21 protein-coding genes are annotated in these 20,977 nt (G+C 67.8%); 9 read left to right on the forward strand and 12 right to left on the reverse strand.

What is annotated here, in order from left to right; genetic code table 11:
- Window positions 1-40 precede the first annotated feature (40 nt).
- Genes lysS through FVA74_RS02395 form a run of 4 tightly spaced genes read left to right on the forward strand, consistent with a single transcriptional unit; the run spans window position 41 to window position 2,397 of the window.
- Window positions 41-1,549, forward strand: coding sequence for a lysine--tRNA ligase (gene lysS / locus FVA74_RS02390; protein WP_147720192.1), 1,509 nt, complete (start codon window positions 41-43; stop codon window positions 1,547-1,549).
- 12 nt (window positions 1,550-1,561) lie between these two features.
- Window positions 1,562-1,684, forward strand: coding sequence for a hypothetical protein (locus FVA74_RS13800; protein WP_255471417.1), 123 nt, complete (start codon window positions 1,562-1,564; stop codon window positions 1,682-1,684).
- 30 nt (window positions 1,685-1,714) lie between these two features.
- Window positions 1,715-1,891 (forward strand): hypothetical protein, encoded by a 177-nt coding sequence (locus tag FVA74_RS13520; protein ID WP_168220026.1) that lies wholly within the window; start codon window positions 1,715-1,717, stop codon window positions 1,889-1,891.
- 2 nt (window positions 1,892-1,893) lie between these two features.
- Window positions 1,894-2,397 carry a hypothetical protein gene (locus FVA74_RS02395; protein WP_147720193.1) on the forward strand — a complete coding sequence of 168 codons (504 nt, stop codon included), beginning with the start codon at window positions 1,894-1,896 and terminating at the stop codon, window positions 2,395-2,397.
- 4 nt (window positions 2,398-2,401) lie between these two features.
- Here the strand turns inward: FVA74_RS02395 and FVA74_RS02400 are convergent, their stop codons facing one another.
- The 5 genes from FVA74_RS02400 to FVA74_RS02420 all read right to left on the reverse strand — a co-directional run bounded on the left by FVA74_RS02400 (window position 2,402) and on the right by FVA74_RS02420 (window position 5,542).
- A complete protein-coding gene (locus FVA74_RS02400; protein WP_147720194.1) occupies window positions 2,402-3,460 on the reverse strand; it encodes a pirin family protein in 1,059 nt (352 codons plus the stop codon).
- 9 nt (window positions 3,461-3,469) lie between these two features.
- Window positions 3,470-4,183 carry a hypothetical protein gene (locus FVA74_RS02405; protein WP_147720195.1) on the reverse strand — a complete coding sequence of 238 codons (714 nt, stop codon included), beginning with the start codon at window positions 4,181-4,183 and terminating at the stop codon, window positions 3,470-3,472.
- A gap of 62 nt (window positions 4,184-4,245) precedes the next feature.
- Window positions 4,246-4,473: a helix-turn-helix transcriptional regulator gene (locus tag FVA74_RS02410; RefSeq protein ID WP_147720196.1), complete on the reverse strand. Its 228-nt coding sequence runs from the start codon at window positions 4,471-4,473 to the stop codon at window positions 4,246-4,248.
- Window positions 4,473-5,075 carry a hypothetical protein gene (locus FVA74_RS02415; RefSeq protein ID WP_147720197.1) on the reverse strand — a complete coding sequence of 201 codons (603 nt, stop codon included), beginning with the start codon at window positions 5,073-5,075 and terminating at the stop codon, window positions 4,473-4,475. The genes FVA74_RS02410 and FVA74_RS02415 overlap by 1 nt, the downstream gene beginning before the upstream one ends.
- Window positions 5,075-5,542: a hypothetical protein gene (locus tag FVA74_RS02420; RefSeq protein WP_147720198.1), complete on the reverse strand. Its 468-nt coding sequence runs from the start codon at window positions 5,540-5,542 to the stop codon at window positions 5,075-5,077. Before FVA74_RS02420 ends, FVA74_RS02415 begins: the two co-directional genes overlap by 1 nt.
- Window positions 5,543-5,900: 358 nt before the next feature.
- On the opposite strand from FVA74_RS02420, the gene FVA74_RS02425 reads away from it, so the two are divergent.
- From FVA74_RS02425 to FVA74_RS02440, 4 genes are all read left to right on the forward strand, one after another.
- Window positions 5,901-8,402: an ATP-dependent Clp protease ATP-binding subunit gene (locus FVA74_RS02425; RefSeq protein WP_147720199.1), complete on the forward strand. Its 2,502-nt coding sequence runs from the start codon at window positions 5,901-5,903 to the stop codon at window positions 8,400-8,402.
- Between the two features lie 201 nt (window positions 8,403-8,603).
- The gene (locus FVA74_RS02430) at window positions 8,604-9,119 is read left to right on the forward strand and encodes an amino-acid N-acetyltransferase (protein ID WP_147720200.1); all 516 of its coding nucleotides are present in this window, start codon (window positions 8,604-8,606) and stop codon (window positions 9,117-9,119) included.
- A 13-nt stretch (window positions 9,120-9,132) separates the two neighbouring features.
- Window positions 9,133-9,768: a hypothetical protein gene (locus FVA74_RS02435; RefSeq protein ID WP_147720201.1), complete on the forward strand. Its 636-nt coding sequence runs from the start codon at window positions 9,133-9,135 to the stop codon at window positions 9,766-9,768.
- A gap of 33 nt (window positions 9,769-9,801) precedes the next feature.
- Window positions 9,802-10,800 carry an LLM class flavin-dependent oxidoreductase gene (locus FVA74_RS02440; protein WP_147720202.1) on the forward strand — a complete coding sequence of 333 codons (999 nt, stop codon included), beginning with the start codon at window positions 9,802-9,804 and terminating at the stop codon, window positions 10,798-10,800.
- A gap of 176 nt (window positions 10,801-10,976) precedes the next feature.
- Here FVA74_RS02440 and FVA74_RS13880 read toward each other — a convergent pair whose 3' ends face one another.
- Window positions 10,977-11,876, reverse strand: a complete 900-nt coding sequence (locus FVA74_RS13880; protein ID WP_370512090.1) for a dihydrofolate reductase family protein — start codon at window positions 11,874-11,876, stop codon at window positions 10,977-10,979.
- Between FVA74_RS13880 and FVA74_RS13525 the strand changes: the two genes are divergently transcribed.
- Window positions 11,829-12,227 (forward strand): DUF1648 domain-containing protein, encoded by a 399-nt coding sequence (locus tag FVA74_RS13525; RefSeq protein ID WP_168220027.1) that lies wholly within the window; start codon window positions 11,829-11,831, stop codon window positions 12,225-12,227. The genes FVA74_RS13880 and FVA74_RS13525 overlap by 48 nt on opposite strands.
- A 9-nt stretch (window positions 12,228-12,236) precedes the next feature.
- Here FVA74_RS13525 and FVA74_RS02455 read toward each other — a convergent pair whose 3' ends face one another.
- From FVA74_RS02455 to FVA74_RS02475, 6 genes are all read right to left on the reverse strand, one after another.
- Window positions 12,237-13,349 (reverse strand): SDR family oxidoreductase, encoded by a 1,113-nt coding sequence (locus tag FVA74_RS02455; protein WP_370454479.1) that lies wholly within the window; start codon window positions 13,347-13,349, stop codon window positions 12,237-12,239.
- 48 nt (window positions 13,350-13,397) lie between these two features.
- Complete coding sequence (locus tag FVA74_RS02460; protein ID WP_147720205.1) at window positions 13,398-15,548, reverse strand: thioester domain-containing protein; 2,151 nt, start codon at window positions 15,546-15,548, stop codon at window positions 13,398-13,400.
- A 448-nt stretch (window positions 15,549-15,996) separates the two neighbouring features.
- Window positions 15,997-16,146: a hypothetical protein gene (locus FVA74_RS13530; protein WP_168220028.1), complete on the reverse strand. Its 150-nt coding sequence runs from the start codon at window positions 16,144-16,146 to the stop codon at window positions 15,997-15,999.
- 128 nt (window positions 16,147-16,274) lie between these two features.
- Window positions 16,275-18,650 (reverse strand): thioester domain-containing protein, encoded by a 2,376-nt coding sequence (locus tag FVA74_RS02465; protein ID WP_147720206.1) that lies wholly within the window; start codon window positions 18,648-18,650, stop codon window positions 16,275-16,277.
- A gap of 175 nt (window positions 18,651-18,825) precedes the next feature.
- Entirely contained in the window at window positions 18,826-20,181 is a 1,356-nt protein-coding gene (gene radA / locus FVA74_RS02470; RefSeq protein ID WP_147720207.1) for a DNA repair protein RadA, read from the reverse strand.
- 47 nt (window positions 20,182-20,228) lie between these two features.
- Entirely contained in the window at window positions 20,229-20,960 is a 732-nt protein-coding gene (locus FVA74_RS02475) for a class I SAM-dependent methyltransferase (protein ID WP_147720208.1), read from the reverse strand.
- Window positions 20,961-20,977 lie beyond the last annotated feature (17 nt).

Below are 20,977 nucleotides of genomic sequence, written 5' to 3' on the forward strand. Positions count from 1 at the left end.
CGCCGCCGCCCGGCTCGCGGGCACGCCGTAAGCTTGATGCGTGACTGAGACGACTGCACCTGCCCTGACCCACGAGGAACTCGAACGCGAGGCCTCCGAGCAGACCCAGGTGCGTCTCGCCAAGCGCGAGCGGCTCATCGAGACGGGCGTCGAGGCGTACCCGGTCGCCCTCCCCATCACGACGACGATCCCGGCCGTGCGGGCGCAGTTCCCCGACCTGGAGCCCGACGCACAGACGGGCGAGAAGGTCGGGCTCGCGGGCCGCATCGTGCACCTCCGCAACACCGGCAAGCTCTGCTTCGCATCGCTGCAGGCGGGCGACGGCTCGCGCATTCAGGCCATGGTGTCGCTCGCATCCGTGGGCGAGGATTCGCTCGCTCTCTGGAAGGAACTCGTCGACCTCGGCGACCACCTCTTCGTCTCGGGCGAGGTCATCTCGAGCCGCCGCGGCGAGCTCAGCATCATGGTCGAGGAGTGGAAGGTCGCCGCCAAGGCCGTGCGCCCCCTCCCGAACATGCACAGCGAACTCAACGAGGAGACGCGCGTGCGCCAGCGCTACCTCGACCTCATCGTTCGCGAGCAGGCCCGCAAGACGGTCGTCGCCCGCGCAACCGTCAACGCCTCGCTTCGCGAGACCTTCAAGGGCCACGGCTACCTCGAGGTCGAGACGCCCATGCTGCAGACGCAGCACGGTGGGGCATCCGCTCGTCCCTTCGTCACCCACTCGAACGCCTTCGACACCGAGCTGTACCTGCGCATCGCGCCCGAGCTGTTCCTCAAGCGCGCCGTCGTTGGGGGCCTCGAGCGGGTCTTCGAGATCAACCGCAACTTCCGCAACGAGGGCGCCGACTCCACCCACAGCCCCGAGTTCGCGATGCTGGAGGCCTACCAGGCCTACGGTGACTACCACCAGATGGCGGACCTCACGCAGCAGCTGATCCAGGATGCTGCGCTCGCCGTCGCCGGCGGGCACGTCGTCACCTGGGCCGACGGCACCGAGTATGACCTCGGCGGTGAGTGGGACCGCGTCTCGATGTATGACTCGCTCAACGAGGCATCCGGACTCTCGGTCACGCCCCAGACGCCAGTCGAGGAGCTCGCCGCCCACGCCGCCACGCTCGAGATCGAGGTCGACCACCCCACGCACGGCAAGCTCGTCGAGGAACTCTGGGAGCACTACGTCAAGGGTGGGCTCACGCGGCCGACCTTCGTCATGGACTTTCCCGTCGACACCTCACCCCTCGTGCGCGACCACCGCTCGATCGAGGGCGTCGTCGAGAAGTGGGACCTCTACATCCGCGGCTTCGAGCTCGCGACCGGCTACTCGGAGCTCGTCGACCCCGTCATCCAGCGCGAGCGTTTCGTCGAGCAGGCGAAGCTCGCCGGCCGCGGCGACCCCGAGGCGATGCGCCTCGACGAGGAGTTCCTGCGGGCGCTCGAGCACGGCATGCCGCCGTCGGGCGGAATGGGCATGGGCATCGACCGCCTGCTCATGGTCATCACGGGGCTCGGCATCCGCGAAACGATCCTGTTCCCCCTCGTGAAGTGAGCCGGTGACGTGATGTCCGAACCCAAGAAGCCACACAAGAAGGTGCCGCCGGCGCGCGTCGGCCTCTGGTTCATCATCGGCATCGTCGGCATCTACTTCGTCATCACCGGCCTCGTCGGCATCCTCGGCGGGTGACTCCAAGCATCCGCAACGTAGACTGTCGCCGTGCTTGAGAACTTCTGGGCGAACGCCGTCTTCTCGGTGACGCCGACCATCCTGCTGGGTCTCGTCTTCTGGTTCGTGATCCGCTCGATCCTGCGCGCCGACCGCACGGAGCGGAAGGTCTACGCCACGATCGAGGCCGAGGAGCGCGCCAAGCTCGGGCTTCCCGTCAAGGACTGACCGTGCGCAGGCCACTCTCTGCCGCGCTGGCAGCAGTGCTCGCGGCCGTCCTCCTCGCCGGATGCTCGCTCATCGAGTCGACCGTGCAGCAGAGCGTCGACGGGGCGATCGAGAGCGCAAGGGAGAGCATCGAGGGCAACCTTGAGGGCGCCTTCGAGGGTGTCACGGGTGTCGATGTCGAGGCGAGCAACGAGCTGCCCGCCGACTTTCCCGCGGGGGTCCAGCTCATCGACGGCACGGTCGTGCACGCCGGCAGCGCGACGGTGCAGGGTGAGGGCAACTGGATCGTCGGGGTGCAGACGGAAGCGACGGTCGCCGACGCTTTCGCTCAGGCACGCGAGCGACTCGTTGGCGCCGGCTTCACGGCCTCCTTCGCGACCGAGACAGGGGAGCGCAGCCTGGGCGCGTTCACGGGTGCAGGGCTCAACGTGCTCGTGACGGTGACGCCCGAGACATCCGGCACCATCGTCAACTACGCCGTCACACCGCTCGGCGCGCGGCAGTAGCGGTTCAGCCGCGCGAGCGCAGCCGCACGGTCGGCATCGGTGGGGCTGGCAGCGACGGTCCGTCGTAGACGGTGTTCCCGAAGCGCCCTTCGGCATTCGCGCCCCCGATGACGTCGCGCTGCCATTCCTCGCGGTAGGCGACGACCTCCTCGTGCGTGCGGCCGATGAAGTTCCACCACATGACGATCTCCTCGCCGAGCGGTTCGCCACCGATCAGGATGAGGCGCGCGCCCGCGTTACCGGATGCGAGTGCGATCACCGACGCGCCGGGGGACCGGTAGGCGAGGTGGTCCGGCTCGATCGCGACATCATCGACCGTGACGGCGCCCGTGTCGAGCAGCACCCCGTGCTCGAACGCGGGGTCGACCGGCACGAGGATCTCGGTGTCGGGCGGCAGGTCGATCTGCGCGCCGACGAGCGGGCTGAAGGCTGTGGCATCCGAGACCTGTCCCAGCAGGCTGCCGATGAAGACGCTCACCTGGGCGCCCTCGTGCTCGACGACGGGCGGCACGGTGTGCTCGAAGAACGGTTCGGTGTGACGGTGCGGGTCGGGCAGCGCGGTCCACAGCTGCACGCCGTGGAGCACGTTGCTTCCGGATGCCCCGCCGCCCGTCGTCTGGCCGCCGACGTTGCCGGTGTCGACCGAGGCATCCGTCGGGTTCGGCGCTGAGGGTCGCGCCCCGAGCGAGACCTCTGAGTGCTGGATGCCCCGACCCGCCGTCATGAGGTTGAGCTCACCGGGTCGCACTGTCGCGCGGCCGCCGCTGGAGTCGCGATGCTCGATCTCGCCCGCGAAGAGCCAGCTCACGGTCTGGAGTCCCGTGTGCGGATGCGGTGGCACGACCATCCCGCCGCTCTCGTTGACATCGTCGGGGCCGTAGTGGTCGAGGAAGCACCACGCGCCGATAAGCGAACGTCCTCGCTGGGGGAGCGTGCGGCGCACCGTCATGGCCCGCGGTCCGCCGAGGGGAACGTCGCGTGGCTCCAACAGTTCGATCGTGCCGTCGCCGCCGGGGACTGAGACGCAGAGCAGTTCCGTGGGGCGTTCGTCGAGGTCGGACATGACAGGAGCCTATGTCGCGGGAGCCTCCGGCGTCTCTGTGGGTGCCGGCGCCGGGGTGTCCGTCGGTGTCGGGTCCGTAGGAGTCGGCGCCGGGGTGGATGGGGCTGGCTCCGGCTCGGGTGCCGGCGGTGCCGGCGGTGCCGGCGGTGCCGGCGGTGCCGGTTCGACCGGCGCCTCGGTGGGAGTCTCGACGGGTGCTTCGCCCGGCTCCTCGTCGACACTGGGCGACGGCGGTGGTGTCACGGAGACACTGGGCCGCGGCTTGGGCGAGTGTGAGGGCTCCGAGTCATCCGCCCCGCTGTTGGCGAATGCGAAGGCGACGCCGATCGCGATGAGGGCGAGCAGCACGATGCCGACAATGATCCACGGCCACGGGAAGCCGCGCCGGTCGTCGCCGCCTGGCGGGGTCGGGGGAAGCCCGCCGCCGCCACCTGTCGCGGCAGAAGCGGTCGCGATGGGCACGTGTGACGCAACGGGGGCCGTTGCTCCGCCCGACAGTGGGGCGTTGTGGCCGCCCCCACCGTTCTCGATGGCCTCGAGCCGAGTCGTCTCGGCCGCATCGTCGGCCGGAGTTGCTGCCGGCGTGCCGATCTCGCGCGCCCCGCCGTCATCCGGTGCGCCGTAGACCTCAGTGCCCGGTTCTCCCGCCTGCTCAGCCTTCGGCAGTGGTTTGGTGGCGTCGAGGTCGTCGCCTCCCTGGCTGTTCACGTCGTCGTCGGGCATATCGCCGCTCCCATCGTCGGATGCCGTGCCCATTCGACGTTACCCCGGCGGGCACGCGCCGGTCAGGGGTCGACGACGAGCAAGTCACCGACCGTGCAGTCGAGGGCCCGGCAGATGGCGGTGAGGGTCGAGAAGCGGATGGCGCGTGCCCTGTCGTTCTTCAGCACCGAGAGGTTCACGACGCTCACGCCGACGAGTTCACTCAGCCGCGTCAGCGTCATCCCCCTCTGCTCGAGCAGCTCATCAAGCCTGCAGTGGATGCCTGTCTCTTCGTCTTCGGCGGGGGCCATCAGACGAGGCCTTCCGTGTCGCGCTGCAGGCGCTCGCCCCGGCGGAACGCGATGGCCACCGCAGCGATCCCCATCGCGGCGAGGTACGCCGGCCAGAAGTCGTCCATGACGGCGGACTGCCCATCGAACTCCGCTCCCAGGGCGGCATAGGTGCCGTTTGCTCCCATGATGGTCGCCCACTGGGTGAACAGGGCGCCCAACAGCACGATCAACGCGGTCGCGAAGACGAGACGGGTGTTGCCGCGGGTGAACGACCGGCCCCGCATGAGGTTGATGCAGAACGCGATCGCGCAGCCGATGACCGCGAGGTAGGCGAGCGCGGGGATTATGATCGCCGCCGCGAGGGAATCGACAGTCGCGCGGGCGAGGTCCTGCGACGTGATCTGCGCCTCGAAGACGACGGATTCGACGGGGTTGCCGCCCAGCGGCAACTCCGCACCGAGGCCATCCGGAATCGGCACCCGTGCCGCGATGCCATCGACGCTGAAGAGGTCGAGCATCCGCAGCACGGTGACAACGATGACAATGACGGCCGCGATCGCCCCAGCCGCGATGGTGGTCCAGAGGTCGGTGCTCTCGCGGGTCCAGAAACTCTTGCTCATCAGATGAGTCCTTCCGTGTCGCGCTGCATGCGCTGTCCGATTTCGAATGCGCCCGCCACGACGGCGAGGGCGAGGCCCCAGCCGAGGGGCGCCATGTCGATGTCGACCATGAAGAGGGGCAGCCCCGCCTCCTCGAGGTTCAGGCTCTCCACGATCTCCGCGTGCGCCAGGCCCGTGAGAAAGGGGGTTCCGAGGCCCGCGAGTATGACGAGAATCGACGCCACCCCGATGCCCCACGTTGCGGAGCGCACGAATGGTCGGCCGACGAACACCCGCACGCACAACCACGCGACGACGGCACAGATGCCGATCACTAGGAGCGAGCTCAGGATCGCCGCCGCGATCAGGAAGCCCCGTGCCTCGACGGGGATCGACTCGACCGTGATGCTGACGCTCTCGTACTCGGCAGAGGTAATGAGGGGGGATGCGTCGACGACACCGGTGGCGGGCGTATCGACCAGGGTCATCCCCGAGACGGTGGTCGTGGAGCCATCTGCCAGACTCACAATTCTCCGCCGTACTAAGAAGACGGCCTCGGTTACCGCGATGGCAGCCGCTCCTCCCGTGATGAATCCGAGGACGACCTTCTCGAGGCCTCGTCCCTTTCTGATGTGTAGTACCGGGGTCGCCGTCATTATCGTTCCATATCGATTATCGATGCCAATGAATATCGATAACCTAACGAATATCGATATGTAACGCAAGCGTCGTGCTCCGCAAAACCGCGTCACGCCCAGGGCGAACACGGGCAGTATCCACGGGGTTGGCTCGTTACCCTCGATGTACCGGCATCCACACCTGCCCCGATGCCAGAGGAGTTAGAGAATGTTCGAGAGATTTACCGACCGTGCTCGTCGCGTTGTCGTCCTGGCCCAGGAAGAGGCCAAGATGCTCAACCACAACTACATCGGCACCGAGCACATCCTGCTCGGCCTCATCCACGAGGGTGAAGGCGTCGCCGCCAAGGCCCTCGAGTCGCTCGACATCTCGCTCGACTCCGTGCGCGAGCAGGTGCAGGACATCATCGGCCAGGGCCAGCAGCAGCCGACCGGCCACATCCCCTTCACGCCGCGCGCCAAGAAGGTGCTTGAGCTCTCGCTGCGCGAGGCGCTCCAGCTCGGCCACAACTACATCGGCACGGAGCACATCCTCCTCGGCCTCATCCGTGAGGGCGAGGGTGTCGCCGCGCAGGTGCTCGTCAAGCTCGGCGCCGACCTCAACAAGGTGCGCCAGCAGGTCATCCAGCTCCTCTCCGGCTACCAGGGCAAGGAGCAGGTGCAGGTCGGCGGCAACGACCAGCCGGCAGCGCAGGGCGGCTCGCAGATCCTCGACCAGTTCGGGCGCAACCTCACGCAGGCTGCGCGCGACGGCAAGCTCGACCCAGTCATCGGGCGCGAGAAGGAGATGGAGCGGGTCATGCAGATCCTCTCCCGCCGCTCCAAGAACAACCCCGTGCTGATCGGTGAGCCCGGCGTCGGCAAGACCGCCGTCGTCGAGGGCCTCGCCCAGGCCATCGTGCGCGGCGACGTGCCCGAGACGCTGAAGGACAAGCAGCTCTACACGCTCGACCTCGGCTCGCTCATTGCGGGCAGCCGCTACCGCGGTGACTTCGAGGAGCGCCTCAAGAAGGTCACCAAGGAGATCCGCACGCGCGGCGACATCATCACCTTCATCGACGAGATCCACACGCTCGTCGGTGCAGGCGCTGCCGAGGGTGCAATCGACGCCGCGAGCATCCTGAAGCCCCTCCTCGCCCGCGGCGAGCTGCAGACCATCGGCGCCACGACGCTCGACGAGTACCGCAAGCACTTCGAGAAGGATGCCGCGCTCGAGCGCCGCTTCCAGCCCGTGCGGGTCGAGGAGCCGAACCTGCCCCACACGATCAACATCCTCAAGGGGCTCCGCGACAAGTACGAGTCGTTCCACAAGGTGTCGATCACGGATGGCGCGCTCGTCTCCGCGGCGAACCTCGCCGACCGCTACGTGCAAGACCGCTTCCTCCCCGACAAGGCCATCGACCTGATTGACGAGGCCGGCGCCCGCCTGCGTCTCTCGATCCTCTCGTCGCCGCCCGAGCTGCGCGAGTTCGACGACAAGATCGCCGATGTGCGCAAGCGCAAGGAAGCCGCGATCGAGGACCAGGACTTCGAGAAGGCCGCATCGCTGCGCGACGAGGAGAAGAAGCTCCTCGGTGAGCGTCTGCGTCTTGAGAAGCAGTGGAAGAGCGGCGAGGCCGGCTCGACCGGAATCGTCGACGAGGGCATCATCGCCGAGGTTCTCGCCGCGGCGACCGGCATCCCCGTCTTCAAGCTCACGGAGGAGGAGACCGCGCGTCTCGTCTTCATGGAGAAGGCGCTGCACCAGCGCGTCATCGGCCAGGAGCAGGCTATCTCGGCCCTCTCCAAGACGATCCGTCGTACGCGTGCCGGGCTCAAGGACCCGAAGCGTCCCTCTGGTTCCTTCATCTTCGCCGGCCCCACGGGTGTCGGAAAGACGGAGCTTGCCAAGGCGCTCGCCGAGTTCCTGTTCGACGACGAAGACGCACTCATCTCGCTCGACATGTCGGAGTACGGCGAGAAGCACACCGTCTCTCGCCTCTTCGGTGCCCCTCCCGGCTTCGTGGGCTTCGAGGAGGGCGGCCAGCTCACCGAGAAGGTGCGCCGCAAGCCGTTCTCCGTCGTGCTCTTCGACGAGATCGAGAAAGCGCACCCCGACATCTTCAACTCGCTCCTCCAGATCCTCGAAGAGGGGCGCCTGACGGATGGCCAGGGCCGCGTGGTCGACTTCAAGAACACGGTCATCATCATGACGACCAACCTCGGCACGAAGGACATCACGGGTGGCCCCGTGGGCTTCACGATCGAGGGTGACGCCGCCCAGGACTACGCCGGAATGAAGGCGAAGGTCGTGGAGGAGCTGAAGAAGAACTTCAAGCCGGAGTTCCTCAACCGTGTCGATGAGACCATCGTCTTCCCGCAGCTCAACCAGGACGAGCTCCTGCAGATCGTCGACCTCTTCGTGAAGCGCCTCGGCGAGCGGATGCTCGACCGCGACATGACCGTCGAGCTCACGCCCGCGGCGAAGGCCCAGCTCATCAAGGTCGGCTTCGACCCGACGCTCGGTGCGCGTCCGCTGCGTCGCGCGATGCAGTCCGAGATCGAGGACCGGCTGAGCGAGCGCATCCTCCAGGGTGAGCTCAACGCCGGGGACCACGTGCACGTCGACTACGTCGATGGCGGCTACGTCTTCACGACGACGCGCCAGCCGGGCCGCGAGCCCGTCGAGGCGGCCACCGCCGGCGCGATTGAGGGCACCATCATCAGCTAGCTCGCGCTCCTCAAGAAGCCCGTCCTGCATCCCGCGGGGCGGGCTTCTTGCATTCTGGCTTCGCCTCGCGCGGCTGTTGAGGCACTTCTGCACGGGCCCCCGGTGTGGCGACGCCGCCGAACGGCGCGTCGCCGCGATTCAGTATCAGAAACCGCAGCCGGTGCGCGAGAAGGCGCCCCGCAGCCGCAGTAGCATCGAAACGTGACCTCCGCCGCCCCCGCATTCACCGTGCGCCCCGCCCATACGAGTGACGTGCGGCAGATCCAGAAGCTCGTTGAGCCGCTCGTGCACCAGCGCATCCTGCTCGGCAAGGAGCTTGTCGTGCTGTTCGAGAGCCTGCAGGAGTTCCGCGTCGCGGTCGACGCCGACGAGCGGGTCATCGGATGCGGCGCTCTCCACGTGATGTGGGAAGACCTCGGCGAGGTGCGTACCCTGGCAGTGGCATCCGAGTGGCTGGGCCGTGGTGTCGGGCACGCCATCCTCGACTCGCTCGAGGAGCAGGCACGGGAGCTCGGGCTCAGTCGGCTCTTCTGCCTGACCTTCGAGGTCGACTTCTTCGGACGGCACGGTTTCGAGCCGATGGGGGAGCAGCCGATCGACCCCGAGCTCTACGCGGAACTGCTCCGTTCGCCCGATGAGGGTGTCGCCGAGTTCCTCGACCTTTCGCGTGTGAAGCCCAACACGCTCGGCAATACCCGGATGCTGAAGACCCTCTAGTTACGCTGGTCGCATGTCGACGCTCCGGAATCCGGTTGGGCCGCAGCCACCGCAGGTGTACTGGCGGCGGCGCCTCATGGTGCTGCTCGGCCTTGTCGCGGTCATCGTCGTCATCGTGTTGATCGTCGTGCGGCCGGGGGCGGATGCCAGCACCCCCTCGAGCGAGGACGAGACCTCCAGCTCCTCGCAGGAGACCGAGGCCGACGCATCCGACGAACGCGACGTCGCCAACGCGGAGGATGAGACCGCGGACGACGGAACCTGCAAGACGCAGAACCTCACGATTGAGGCGCTCACCGACAAGGACGCATACGCGGGCGGCGAGCTGCCGCAGTTGACGATGCGCCTGACCAACATCGGCACCGTGCCGTGCATCCTCGACGTGACGCCCAGCAAGCAGGTCTTCGAGGTTGGCAGTGGCGCCGAGGCCTACTGGACCTCGAGCGATTGCCAGGCCGAGTCGGAGGCGATCATGGTGACCCTCGCCCCCAACGAGCCCCAGTCGACCACAGCACTCTCCTGGGACCGCACGCGTTCGCTGCCCTGTGACGCGAGTACGCAGCCCGTGCCAGCAGGCGACGTGACCTACCACCTGCAGGTGCGGCTGGGCGAACTCGAGTCGGCCAAAAAGCCCTTCCGCCTGCTCTAGGAATTCGAGCGGCCCGCGGCTGTTGCATCCGGTGTGAAGCGCATCGGGTTCCTCTCCTTCGGCCACTACCAGGACGTGCCAGGCTCGCTCGTGCGCACGGCACGGGATGCCTACCAGCAGGCCGTCGAGCTCGCGGTCGCCGCCGAGGAAGTGGGTGCGGATGGCGCCTTCGTGCGCGTGCACCACTTTGCCCCGCAGCACGCATCGCCCATGCCGCTGCTCGCCGCGATGGCGGCACGCACCTCCCGCATCGAACTCGGCACGGGCGTCATCGACATGCGCTATGAGAATCCGCTCTACTTCGCGGAGGAGGCGGCCATCACCGACCTCATCAGCGACGGCCGGCTGCAGCTCGGCATCAGCCGTGGCTCACCCGAACCCGCCCAGCACGGGTGGCGCGCCTTCGGCTACCCCGACGACGGGATGCCGCGCGACAAGGCCGCGCTCTTCCTTGCCGCGATTCGCGGCGAGGGTGTCGTCATGTCCGACCCGGCCATGACGGGCGTCTCGCGCCCGCTCGCGATCGACCCCCTGTCGCCGGGGCTGCCCGACCGCATCTGGTGGGGTTCCGGTGGCCTCGACACCGCCGTGTGGGCGGCCGAGCAGGGCATGAATCTCATGAGCTCGACGCTCGTCTTCGGGGAGGCGGCATCCCTCGGTGACCTCCAGGCGGAGCAGATCGCCGCCTACCGCTCAGCGTGGGCTGGGGCGGGGCATGAGCGCGAGCCGCGCGTCTCGGTGAGCCGCAGCATCATCCCGCTCGTCACTGAGGAAGACCGCCACTACTTCGGACTCCGCGCCCAGGCTGAGGCGCGCGACCAGGTCGGCGTCATCGACGGGCTGCAGGCGACCTTCGGGCGCAGTTACATCGGTGAGCCAGACGAGCTCATCGAACAGCTCGCGGATGACGCGGCCGTCGCCGACGCCGACACCCTGCTCATCACCGTCCCCAACCAGTTGGGCGTCGAGTTCAATGCGCGACTCCTCGACTCGGTCGTGACGCACGTGGCGCCGGGACTCGGCTGGCGTTAGGGCTGTCGCCGACTGATCGCTAGGGTCGCCCGCAATGGCGCGCGATCGCGAATCGGCTGACGAAAGTGGCGGTTACGCCCCTGCATCCGCCATGTCCAAAGACGGTGACTGGCCAAACTTTCGGCTATCCGGTCTCCCTTGGCCGAAAGTCTGGCCACTCGGTGAGCGTGCGGGATCTATGAAGAACTGTTCACGCGGTAGTGCAGGAACATGACGCCGGAGTCGAAACGGCGGGAGTCGAGGAGATCGAGGTCGACCTGTCTCCGGTCGTTGGCGAACAGCGGGATGCCTCCGCCGACGAGCACAGGATGGATCATGATGCGGTACTCGTCGATGAGCCCGAGGTTCGCAGCTTGGGTGGCGAGGGTGGCGCCGCCGATCCCGATGTCGCCATCACCGGGTTCGTTGCGGAGTCGCTCGATCTCCTGGGCCAGGCCATCAGTGGCGAGCCGGGCGTTGCCCTCAACGGTGGCGAGGGTCCTGGAGAACACGACCTTCGGCAACGGATTCCACAGGCTCGCCCATTCGTGTTCGGCGGCGGTGAACGAGGCCTGCCGCTCGGGCTGCTCCCAGTAGAGCATCGTCTCGTAGAGTCGTCGCCCCATAAGGTGCACGTCGACGCCTTTGATCTCGTCGATGGAGTGCTGGAAGACTTCGTCACTCGGCACCGACCAGTCGATCCCGCCATCTGGGCCGACGATGTAGCCGTCGAGGGACATGCCCATTGAATACATGACTGTGCGCATCAGCAGCCCTTTCGTCGGGTGAACGAGCTTATGGCGGCAGCGACGGCTCTGCCAGAGTCTGCGGGTGTCGGAATCTGCGGGCGTGCCGCATTCGACATAGGGTCGAACGTGGCGAAGGAGGGCGGTCGGCATGGGTGGGCACGGCTCGGCGCGGGACGGGATCGCGGTCGGCGGCGTCCTGCGGGCTGGCCTCGCGAGCGCCCACCGGCGGAGTTCGTGTCGGGGCCAGTGACGAGGGCGCTGCGGTGGCTTTCGGTGGGAATGCCTGCGGTGGGGGCTGCCGTGCTGCTCGCCGTGTATGGCTCCTTGCCGGAGGTGGTGCCGACGCATTTCGGCTTCACGGGTGAGGCGGATGCGTGGGGCCCGCGCTGGAATGTGCTCGTGTTGGCCGGCGTGTGGTTGGCGATGAGCGCGGGCCTGGTGGCGCTGTCGCGGTTTCCGCGGGTGTTCAACTATCCGGTGCCGGTGACGGAGGAGAATGCGCAACGCCTGTATCGGGAGGGCGCGCGCATGACGGTGTGGACCGCGTTCGGGTGCAGTGTGATCTTTGGCGGGGCGGTCGCGTCGATGCTCGGCTGGTCTGCGGGTCCGGTCATTGTGGCCGGGATACTGGTGCTGCTGGCGGCCCTGTTTGGTGGCATCGCCCGCATGATGCTGGTGGCGGACGCGCCTCGACGGTGAGGGGAGGACTCAGCCGAGGCTGAAGCCACCGTCACTCGTGAGCACCTGCCCGACCACCCAGCTGCCGGCGGATGTCGCCAGCCAGCCGATGAGCTCGGCGGGATCCTGGGGCCTCCCGACGCGTCCGAAAGGGGTCGACGCGACCCAGTCGTTGAGGCCGTCGAGGGGTCGGTCTGTCGTCTCGGGGTCCATGTACCCGGTGTTCACCGGCCCGGGGTTGATCGTGTTGAGGATGATGCCGAGTTCGAGCAGTTCGGCGGCGACCGTGGGGGTGATTCCGGCGAGGGCGGCTTTGCTGGTGGCGTAGGCGACTTCGCCGCGCATGGGCCCGTGGAGTTGGCCGGAGGTCATCCAGAACACGTGGCCGCGCGGCGCCGCGTAGGGCTTCGCGCCCACAATGCGTTCGCCCGGCCGCCGTGTTTCCCCGGTGTCGGGTGTCTTGCGCCTGGCGAACTCCGCGGTGAGGAGGAGTGTGGCGCGTGCGTTGACGTCCCAATGGGCGTCGAGGCGCTCTGGGCTCATGTCGAGGATGCTGCCGTCGTCGCCGCTCTTCGCGTGGTTACAGACGAGGATGTCGAGGGCGCCTGTGAGCGCCTCGCCCGCGTCGATGACGGTGCCGATCGAGTCGGCCGCGCTGAGGTCGGCGGCGACGTCGGTGAACTGCGCGCCCGGGCTGAGGTGGGCGCGGATGCCCTCGCGCACGGCGTCGAGGTCGTCACCGCCCCACGGCTGGGTGAGGTCGTGTTGGCGGTGGTGGTGGATGACGATGCTGGCGCCGAGTGACGCGAGCTTGACGGCGACGGCATAGCCGATGCCGCGCCGTCGGGAGGCGCCCGTGATGAGGGCAGCCTGGCCGCGGAGGGGGAGTACTGCGCTCACGGTCGCCTTTCGACAGAGCTGGGGCGCGTCGGCTTGCACGGCTTCGGGGGTGGCGAAGGCGGTGCGCATGGCGTCGCGCAGGTGGGCATTGCTGCTGTCGATGAGGGTAGCGAAGCCGAGGCCGCGCGTTCCGAAGGCGCGCTCTTCGCGGAGCAGACGCAAGCGGATCTCACCGCGGAGGCTGATCTCGGCGGCGGCGGCGGATGCGAGGGGCGGTTCCGCTGTGAAGAGCGGAGGCCCCATGTCGCTGCTGTTCACACGGTGGCGACATGGGGCCTCACGATGTGGCGCCTACGTCGTCCTGCGTCGTCCTGCCCAGAGTGCGGTCAGCACCAGCAGTAGCCCGATGCCGAGGAATCCGGCACTGCCGAGGAGCGTTGCGAGAGAGGCATTTCCGCCCGTGACCGCGAGTAGTCGCCCAGCAGCCGTCCCGATGCTGACTACCGTGTTCGTGAGCGTCGCATCCGCTATCTCACCCGGCGCGATGGTCACGGTGACGGGAGCCTCCGTTGTGACGCTGACGGAACTATTGGCGCCAGACTCGAGTTCCGTCACGGTGCATTCCGTGCCCGCGGGCAGCTCGGCGAAGGTCTCCATATAGCGGCCGGCGGCAGCCCCCGCGGGGATGTCGAATGTCTCGCTCAGGCCGTTGTCGCAACTCACGGCGACCGAGATTGCGGACTGCAGGCCCGCTGCCGATCCGGTGATCACCTTGACCACGTTCAGTGCACCCGGCCGGAATGTCACGGTGTTGCTCAGATCGGCGGCAGCGGCCGTCGCCGGCTCGATCGTCACGACGAGCGGCTCGCTCGCGACCACCTCCACGACGCTGTTTTCGCCCGAGGCGAGTTCCGTGATGGTGCAGACGGATCCCGCCGGGATCTCCTCATAGGTCTCGGTGTACTCGCCGGCCGCCGAGCCCGCGGGGATCACAAAGGTCTCGTCCAGCCCGCTGTCGCAGACGATGCTCACGGAGATCTCGGACTGGGATCCCGCGGCGGCGCCCCCGATGCTCTTGCTGAGGTTGAGCGAGCCCGGCCGGAATTCCACAGTGTTGCCCACCCGGGCCTCGACCGCCTCGCCCGGGGAGATGGTCACGGTGACCGGAGCATCCGTCGTCACCTCGACGACGGTGTTCTCCCCTGATTCGAGCTCCGCCACGGTGCACTCGTCGCCTGCGGGGAGATCGGCGTAGGACTGGGTGTACTCGCCGGCAGCAGAGCCAGCCGGAATGACGAAGGTGTCCTCCAAGCCGCTGACACAACTGATGGATACCGAGATTTCGTCCTGGGCTCCGGCCCCGCCGCCGCTGATGACCTTGAACAGGTTGAGCGACCCGGGGGCGAATTCGACGGTGTTCGTCACCGTCACGACAGCCCCTTCATCCGCCATCACGACCTCCTGGGGCGCGTCGGTCGTCACCAGGACGGCGGTCGTCGCCCCCGTCGTGGGCTCCGTCACGGTGCAGGTGTTGCCTGCGGGTATGCCGGCGAACGGGAAGGTTTGGGTCGTGCTGGTGCCTGCCGGGATGTCTGCAGTGAAGGTGTAGCCCTCCCCGCAGTCGATCGCCAGCTGGATGGCCCCCTGTTGCCCGACGGCGCCTCCCGCGAAGGCCTTGTTGACGGTGAGATCGCCGACCGCGTAGAACTCAGTGGTGGCCGTGGCGACTGCCTCGAGTTCGGTCGTGTCGGCGAGGATCAGTCGCTGCGCGTCGGTGAGCCCGGTGGTATTGCCGTCATAGAGGTAGACGTTGCCCCGCTGCACCGTCACCGCGGCTCTCGCATTCAAGACAGTCTCCACCCCCGTCACTCTTGGCCCGGTGATCCAGATGGACGTCCCCGGGGCGACGGTGCCGGGATTACTGAGCGGGGTCGTCGCCGCCGCGTCCGTATACATGGTGTAGCCAGCCGGCACGCTGACGGTGATTTCGGTAGCGCCCGCGGCGGAGACGACGTAGGGGCCTGCCGCGGTGCCTTCTGCCGCTGCGACGGACTCCGGCGTAATGTTCACCTCCGGGGCGGGGGGCTCCGTCACGGGACCGTTTGTCTGAGCGGCCGCGATGATGGCCGCGGTGGCCGCGCGCACGGCGGGGGGCATGGTCGGCCCGAGCACGAAGCCGTCCGTGAAGTACCAGATCGCCGCTTGCACGGCCGCGGCCCGCTGGTTGACGTTGAGTCCTGCCGGGGCGGCGACCGTCGGGTGGTAGTTATTGAGGATGTACGTGACGTAACCGATGTTGGGAACGTTGGACTCGGCCCAGGTCGCCGACTCGTAGCCCGTGTCGACGTACGTGGGCACCCGAAGGTTGATGCAGTACATCTCAGCGGTCAAGGTGAAGTCTTCCACCGACTCGGTGTTGATCACCCCGGCGAAGGCCGTCTCCGCGACATAGCCAGGGGGCGGCGCAGCGGGGTAGGGCGCCGTCGGGTTTTGCACGATCACGGTGGGGGGCAGAGCTCCCGTGACCGTCAGGCCCGATCCTTGACCCGTGACTACGATCTCGGTACCTGTGGTCGTCCGCGGCGCGTTTCGAGGCACATCGTTGTCAAGGCGTGCTTGGGCGGGGCTCAGCGACGTGAGCACGAAGAAGGCGGCCACGAGGGAGGCGACAACCGTGAGGGAGCCGCCGCGTCCCCAGCGTGGGCGGGGGCGGGGCCGGGAACGAGGAGCAGCGGCGCGGGCTTTCATGGCGATGACGTGACCTTCCGGTTTCGACGACCAACTCGAGCGCCAACTCGGGAGCTTTTCCCGAGTCATACAGCCGAGCCGTGAGCCGAACGTACAGAGAGCCATTCACGGCAGACAGGGACGAAGGTCCCGTGAGAGGGCCCTACCGCCCGGGGCGCGGGTTTGCTGCACGCGGCAGCGTTCGGCTTGGGGCGCGACGGCGCTAGAACTGCGGAACGTCGGCTTGCATGGTCTCCGCCGTGGCGAACGCGGTGCGCATGGCGTCGGGGAAGTGGGCGCTGTTGCTGTCGACGAGGGTGGTGAAGCCGAGGCGGCGAGCTTCGGATGAGCGCTGTTGGCGTGGCAGACGCAAGCTGGTCTCGCCGGGGAGGCTGATCTCCGGCGGCGGCGGATGCACGGGGCGGGTTCTCTGTGAAGAAGGGAGGGCCCCATGTCGCTGCTGTTCACACGGTGGCGACATGGGGCCTCACGATGTGGCGTCTACGTCGTCCTGCGTCGTCCTGCCCAGAGTGCGGTCAGCACCAGCAGTAGCCCGATGCCGAGGAATCCGGCGCCGCCGAGGAGCGTTGCGAGAGAGGCATTTCCGCCCGTGACCGCGAGTAGTCGCCCAGCGGCCGTCCCGATGCTGACTACCGTGTTCGTGAGCGTCGCATCCGCTATCTCACCCGGCGCGATGGTCACGGTGACGGGAGCCTCCGTTGTGACGCTGACCGAACTATTGGCGCCAGACTCGAGTTCCGTCACGGTGCACTCGGTGCCCGCGGGCAGATCGCTGAAGCTCTCGACGTATTCGCCAGCTGCAGCCCCTGCGGGAATGTCGACGGTCTCGGCGAGACCGTTGTCACACGTCACCTCGAGAGAGATGGCGGACTGCAGTCCGGCAGCCGCGCCGGTGATCACCTTCACGACGTTCAACCCACCGGGGCGGAACGTCACGGTGTTGCTCAGCTCAACTGCAGAGGCCGCTGCTGGCTCGATCGTCACACTGACGGTTTGGCCGCCAACGACCTCCACCACGCTGTTCGACCCCGATTCCAGCTCCGTCACCGTGCATACGGTGCCCGCCGGGATCTCCTCGTAGCTTTGCGTGTACTCGCCCGCTTGCGAGCCTGCTGGGATGGTGAAGGTCTCGTCCAGCCCGTTGTCGCAGGTGATGCCGACCACGATGTCCGACTGGGAACCGGCGGCAGCGCCGTCAACCAGCTTTGTGAGATCAAGCGACCCCGGCCGGAACTCAACGGTGTTCGTCACCCTCGCCTCGGCGGCGGCGCCGGGAGCGATCGTCACCGTGACCGGGGCGTCCGAGGTCACCGTAACCACGGTGTTCTCGCCGGATGCCAGCTCGGCCACCGTGCACTCGTCGCCGGCGGGCAGTCCCGGGTATGACCGGGTGTACTCGCCGGCTGCCGAGCCAGCCGGGATGACAAAGACGTCCGTCAGACCGCTCACACAGGTGACGCTCACAGATATGGCATCCTGTGAGCCGGCTCCACCTCCCGCGATCGCCTTCACCAGGGACAGTGATCCCGGTGCGAACTCGACCTGGTTGATGATGGTGACCGCTGAGCCTTCGTCAGCCATCACAACGCCCTGTGGCGCGTTGGTCGTCACTAGGACCTGCGCCGTGGCTCCCGTGGTCGGCTCGGTGACCGTGCAGGTGTTGCCCGCAGGGATACCGGGGTACGTGAAGGTCTGCGTGGTGCTGGTTGCCGCAGGGATATCCGCGGTGAAGGTGTACCCCTCCCCACAATCGATCGCGAGTTGGATGGCACCCTGCTCTCCGACGGCACCTCCCGTGAACTCCTTATTGACCGTGAGGTCACCGACCGCGAAGAACTCCGTCGTCGCCGAGGCGACCGCTTCGAGCTCGGCCGTGTCCGCGAGGATGAGCCGTTGCGCATCGGGCCTGCCCGGAGTATTTCCGTCGTACAGGTAGACGTTGCCGCGCTGCACCGTGACGGCTGCTCGCGCACTCAGTACCGTTTCTGGTGCAGTCACCCCCGGTCCGGTTATCCATATGGATGTGCCAGGGGCCACCGAACTGGGATTGGCGATCGGGGTCGTGGCCGCAGCGTCGCTGTACATTGTGTAGCCCGCGGGAACGCTCACGGTGATCGTTGTGGCGCCCTCGGCCGTGACGACGTACGGGCCAGCTGCCGTGCCCTCAGCAGCCTCGGCGGATGTTGGGGTGATGTCCACTTGCGGTGCGGGAGGCTCGACGACGGGACCGTTCGCCTGCGCGGCGGCGATGATCGCGGCGGCAGCGTTGCGCACGGGCGGCGGGCCGGTCAACACGAAACCGTCGGTGAAGTACCAGATGGCCGCTTGGGTGGCTGCGGCCTGCTGGTTCACGGTCAGGCCGGCGGGAGCGGCCACCGTGGGGTAGTAGTTGTTGAGGATGTACGTGACGTAGCCGATGTTCGGTACCGCCGATTCCTCCCAGCTGCCCGATTCGTAGCCCGTGTCAACGTAGGTGGGAACGCGGATATTGATGCAGTACATCTCGCCCGTGAGTGAGGGGTCGTCGATCGATTGCGTCTCGATGACGCCGGCGAAGCTGGACTGGGGCGCGTAGCCTGGCGGCGGTGCGGCGGGGTATGGCGCCGTCGGGTCCTGCACGATCACGGTTGGCGGCAAACCTCCCGAGACGGTGAGTCCGGCACCGAGGCCGGATACGCGGATCTCAGTGTTGGCGCCGATGGCCGCCTCACCTGCCGGCGTCTCGTCGTCGAGCCTCGCGTGCGCGGGGGTCAGTGACATCAGCACGAATGCGGCGGCGGCAACGGTTGCGAGTGCGGCGCGCAGTCCGTTCTGCGCTCGCGAGGGCCGAGTCGGGTTTTCAGACTTGTCGCTCATGGGGACCTTCCAGGTTCGCCGCGGCACACGGGGGGTGTGCCCATTGCTCAGCACGGTCTGGCTGACGGTAGCTGCGACCTTCAGGCGCGAACAGGGACCAAGGTCCCGAGCCGTCCGCGGCGGAGAGCGCCCTGTTACCTGGCGGGCGAACTTGTCTTGGTGGGGTGCCGCGGTCTCAGAACTGAGGCACGTCGGCTTGCACGGTCTCCGCCGTGGCGAATGCGGTGCGCATGGCGTCGCGGAGGTGGGCACTGCTGCTGTCGACGAGGGTGGTGAAGCCCAGCCGCCGAGCTTCGGAGGCGCGCTGCTTGGCGTGGGAGACGGGGCGGATCTCGCCGGCCAAGCTGATCTCGCCGACGGCGGCGAGTGTGCCGGGGAACGACTTGTCGCTGTAGGCGCTCGCAATGGCGAGGGCAATCGCGAGGTCGGCGCCGGGCTCGGTGAGTCGGATGCCGCCGACGGTGGAGACGTAGACGTCGTTCTCGCTGAGCTTCATGCCGGCGCGGCGTTCGAGCACGGCGAGCAACATGGCGACGCGGGAGGAGTCGACCCCGTTGGTGACGCGTCGAGGTTGCGGTGCCGAGCTCTTGACGATGAGGGCCTGCACCTCGACGGGGAGGGCGCGGCGCCCTTCGACGGAGATGGTGACGCAGGTGCCGCTCACGGGAGCGCTGCCGCGGCTCATGAAGAGGCCGCTGGGGTCGGCGACCTCGGCGATTCCGTCGCCGGTCATCTCGAAGCACCCGACCTCATCCGTTGGGCCGAAGCGGTTCTTGTGGGCGCGGATGAATCGGAGCGCCGTCTGTCGGTCGCCCTCGAACTGGCACACGACGTCGACAAGGTGTTCGAGCACGCGCGGGCCGGCGATCGTGCCGTCCTTGGTGACGTGCCCCACGAGGAGGAGGGGGAGCCCGCGATCCTTGGCGACACGGATCAGGGTGGACGCGACCTCGCGCACCTGCCCCGGCTGCCCTGCGAGGCCGTCGTTCAATGAGGAGGAGACGGTCTGCACGGAGTCAACGATCAGCAGCTCCGGCTGCACCTGGTCGACCTGCCCGATGATGGTCGCGAGGTCGGTCTCGGCTGCGAGGTAGAGATTGTCGTGGAGAGCGTCGGTGCGTTGCGCGCGCATCCGCACCTGGTTGACGGACTCCTCGGCGGAGACGTAGAGCACACGCTGCCCGCCCTGTGCCGCCTTCGAGGCGACCTCGAGCAGGAGCGTTGACTTGCCGACGCCGGGTTCGCCGCTCAGCAGGATGGTCGCGCCGGGCACGATGCCCCCGCCGAGCACGCGGTCGAACTCGCGGATGCCGCTGGGCCAGTGTTCGACGTCAGGGGCCGTGATCGACGTGATCGGCTTCGCGGCGCGATCGTCGCTCACGGCAACGGCTTTGACGGCACGCACGATCCCGGTCTGTTCCCCCGTCTCGACGATGGTTCCCCACGCCTGGCACTCGCCGCAGCGCCCGGCCCATTTGGGGGTGGTCCAGCCGCACTCGGTGCAGCGGAAGTTGGTGGTAGCGCGGGCCATGCCTCCAGCGTAGGCGCGACCACCGTCACGCGAGGGAGGCACCGTGCTCAGGGGCGGCGGGCCGTGATCCGGTACTGCATCTGTATCGGATGCCCCGGGGCCACACCGTGTCGCTCGTCGAGCGCCAGTACCGACGGCAGGGGTGCCGTTTCGACCTCGGCGAAACCGGTATGGCGGAGCAGCTCGGTCACCCCGGTGAAATCCGGTGCCTCGGCGAACGGAAGATGCTGCACAGCCTCCGGGTCATAGGCGGCGGCAAACTCCCCATCCGGCTCGGGCCCGTGCCCGGCATCGCTGGCCGCGATCCCGGACGGGTACCAGCAGGAGTCGACGGCAACGAGCACCCCGCCGGGTCGCAGGAGGCGAAGCCAGGCAGCGAAGGCGCGTCCGGGGTCGCGAAGCGTCCACAGCAGGTACCGGCAGGTCAGGGCATCAAAGGCGCCCGCCGCGAAGGGCGGGGAGACGGCGTCCCCACACCGGAAACGCGGCGCGGGCGATCCGAAGGCTTTCTTCGCTCGTGCTTGAGCGAGCATCCCTTGCGCGAGGTCTATCCCCACGACACGATGACCCAGACTGGCCAGCAGATGCGCGACGTTGCCGCTGCCGGTGCCGAGATCGAGCACCTCTGCGGGTGCAGGAGGCAACGACGCATCCCAGACGCCACGCCACACCTCCAGTGCACCGGGAAGGCGTTGTCGCCGGGTCTGGCTCTCGTCGTACGCCAGCGCCCGCGCGCTCCAGTACCGCGTCATCCTGCGCTGCGCTGCGGACTCAGACATGTGCGCTGAGTTCTCTC

It is taken from the genome of Salinibacterium sp. dk2585, from assembly GCF_008001035.1.
Taxonomy (GTDB): Bacteria; Actinomycetota; Actinomycetes; order Actinomycetales; family Microbacteriaceae; genus Homoserinimonas.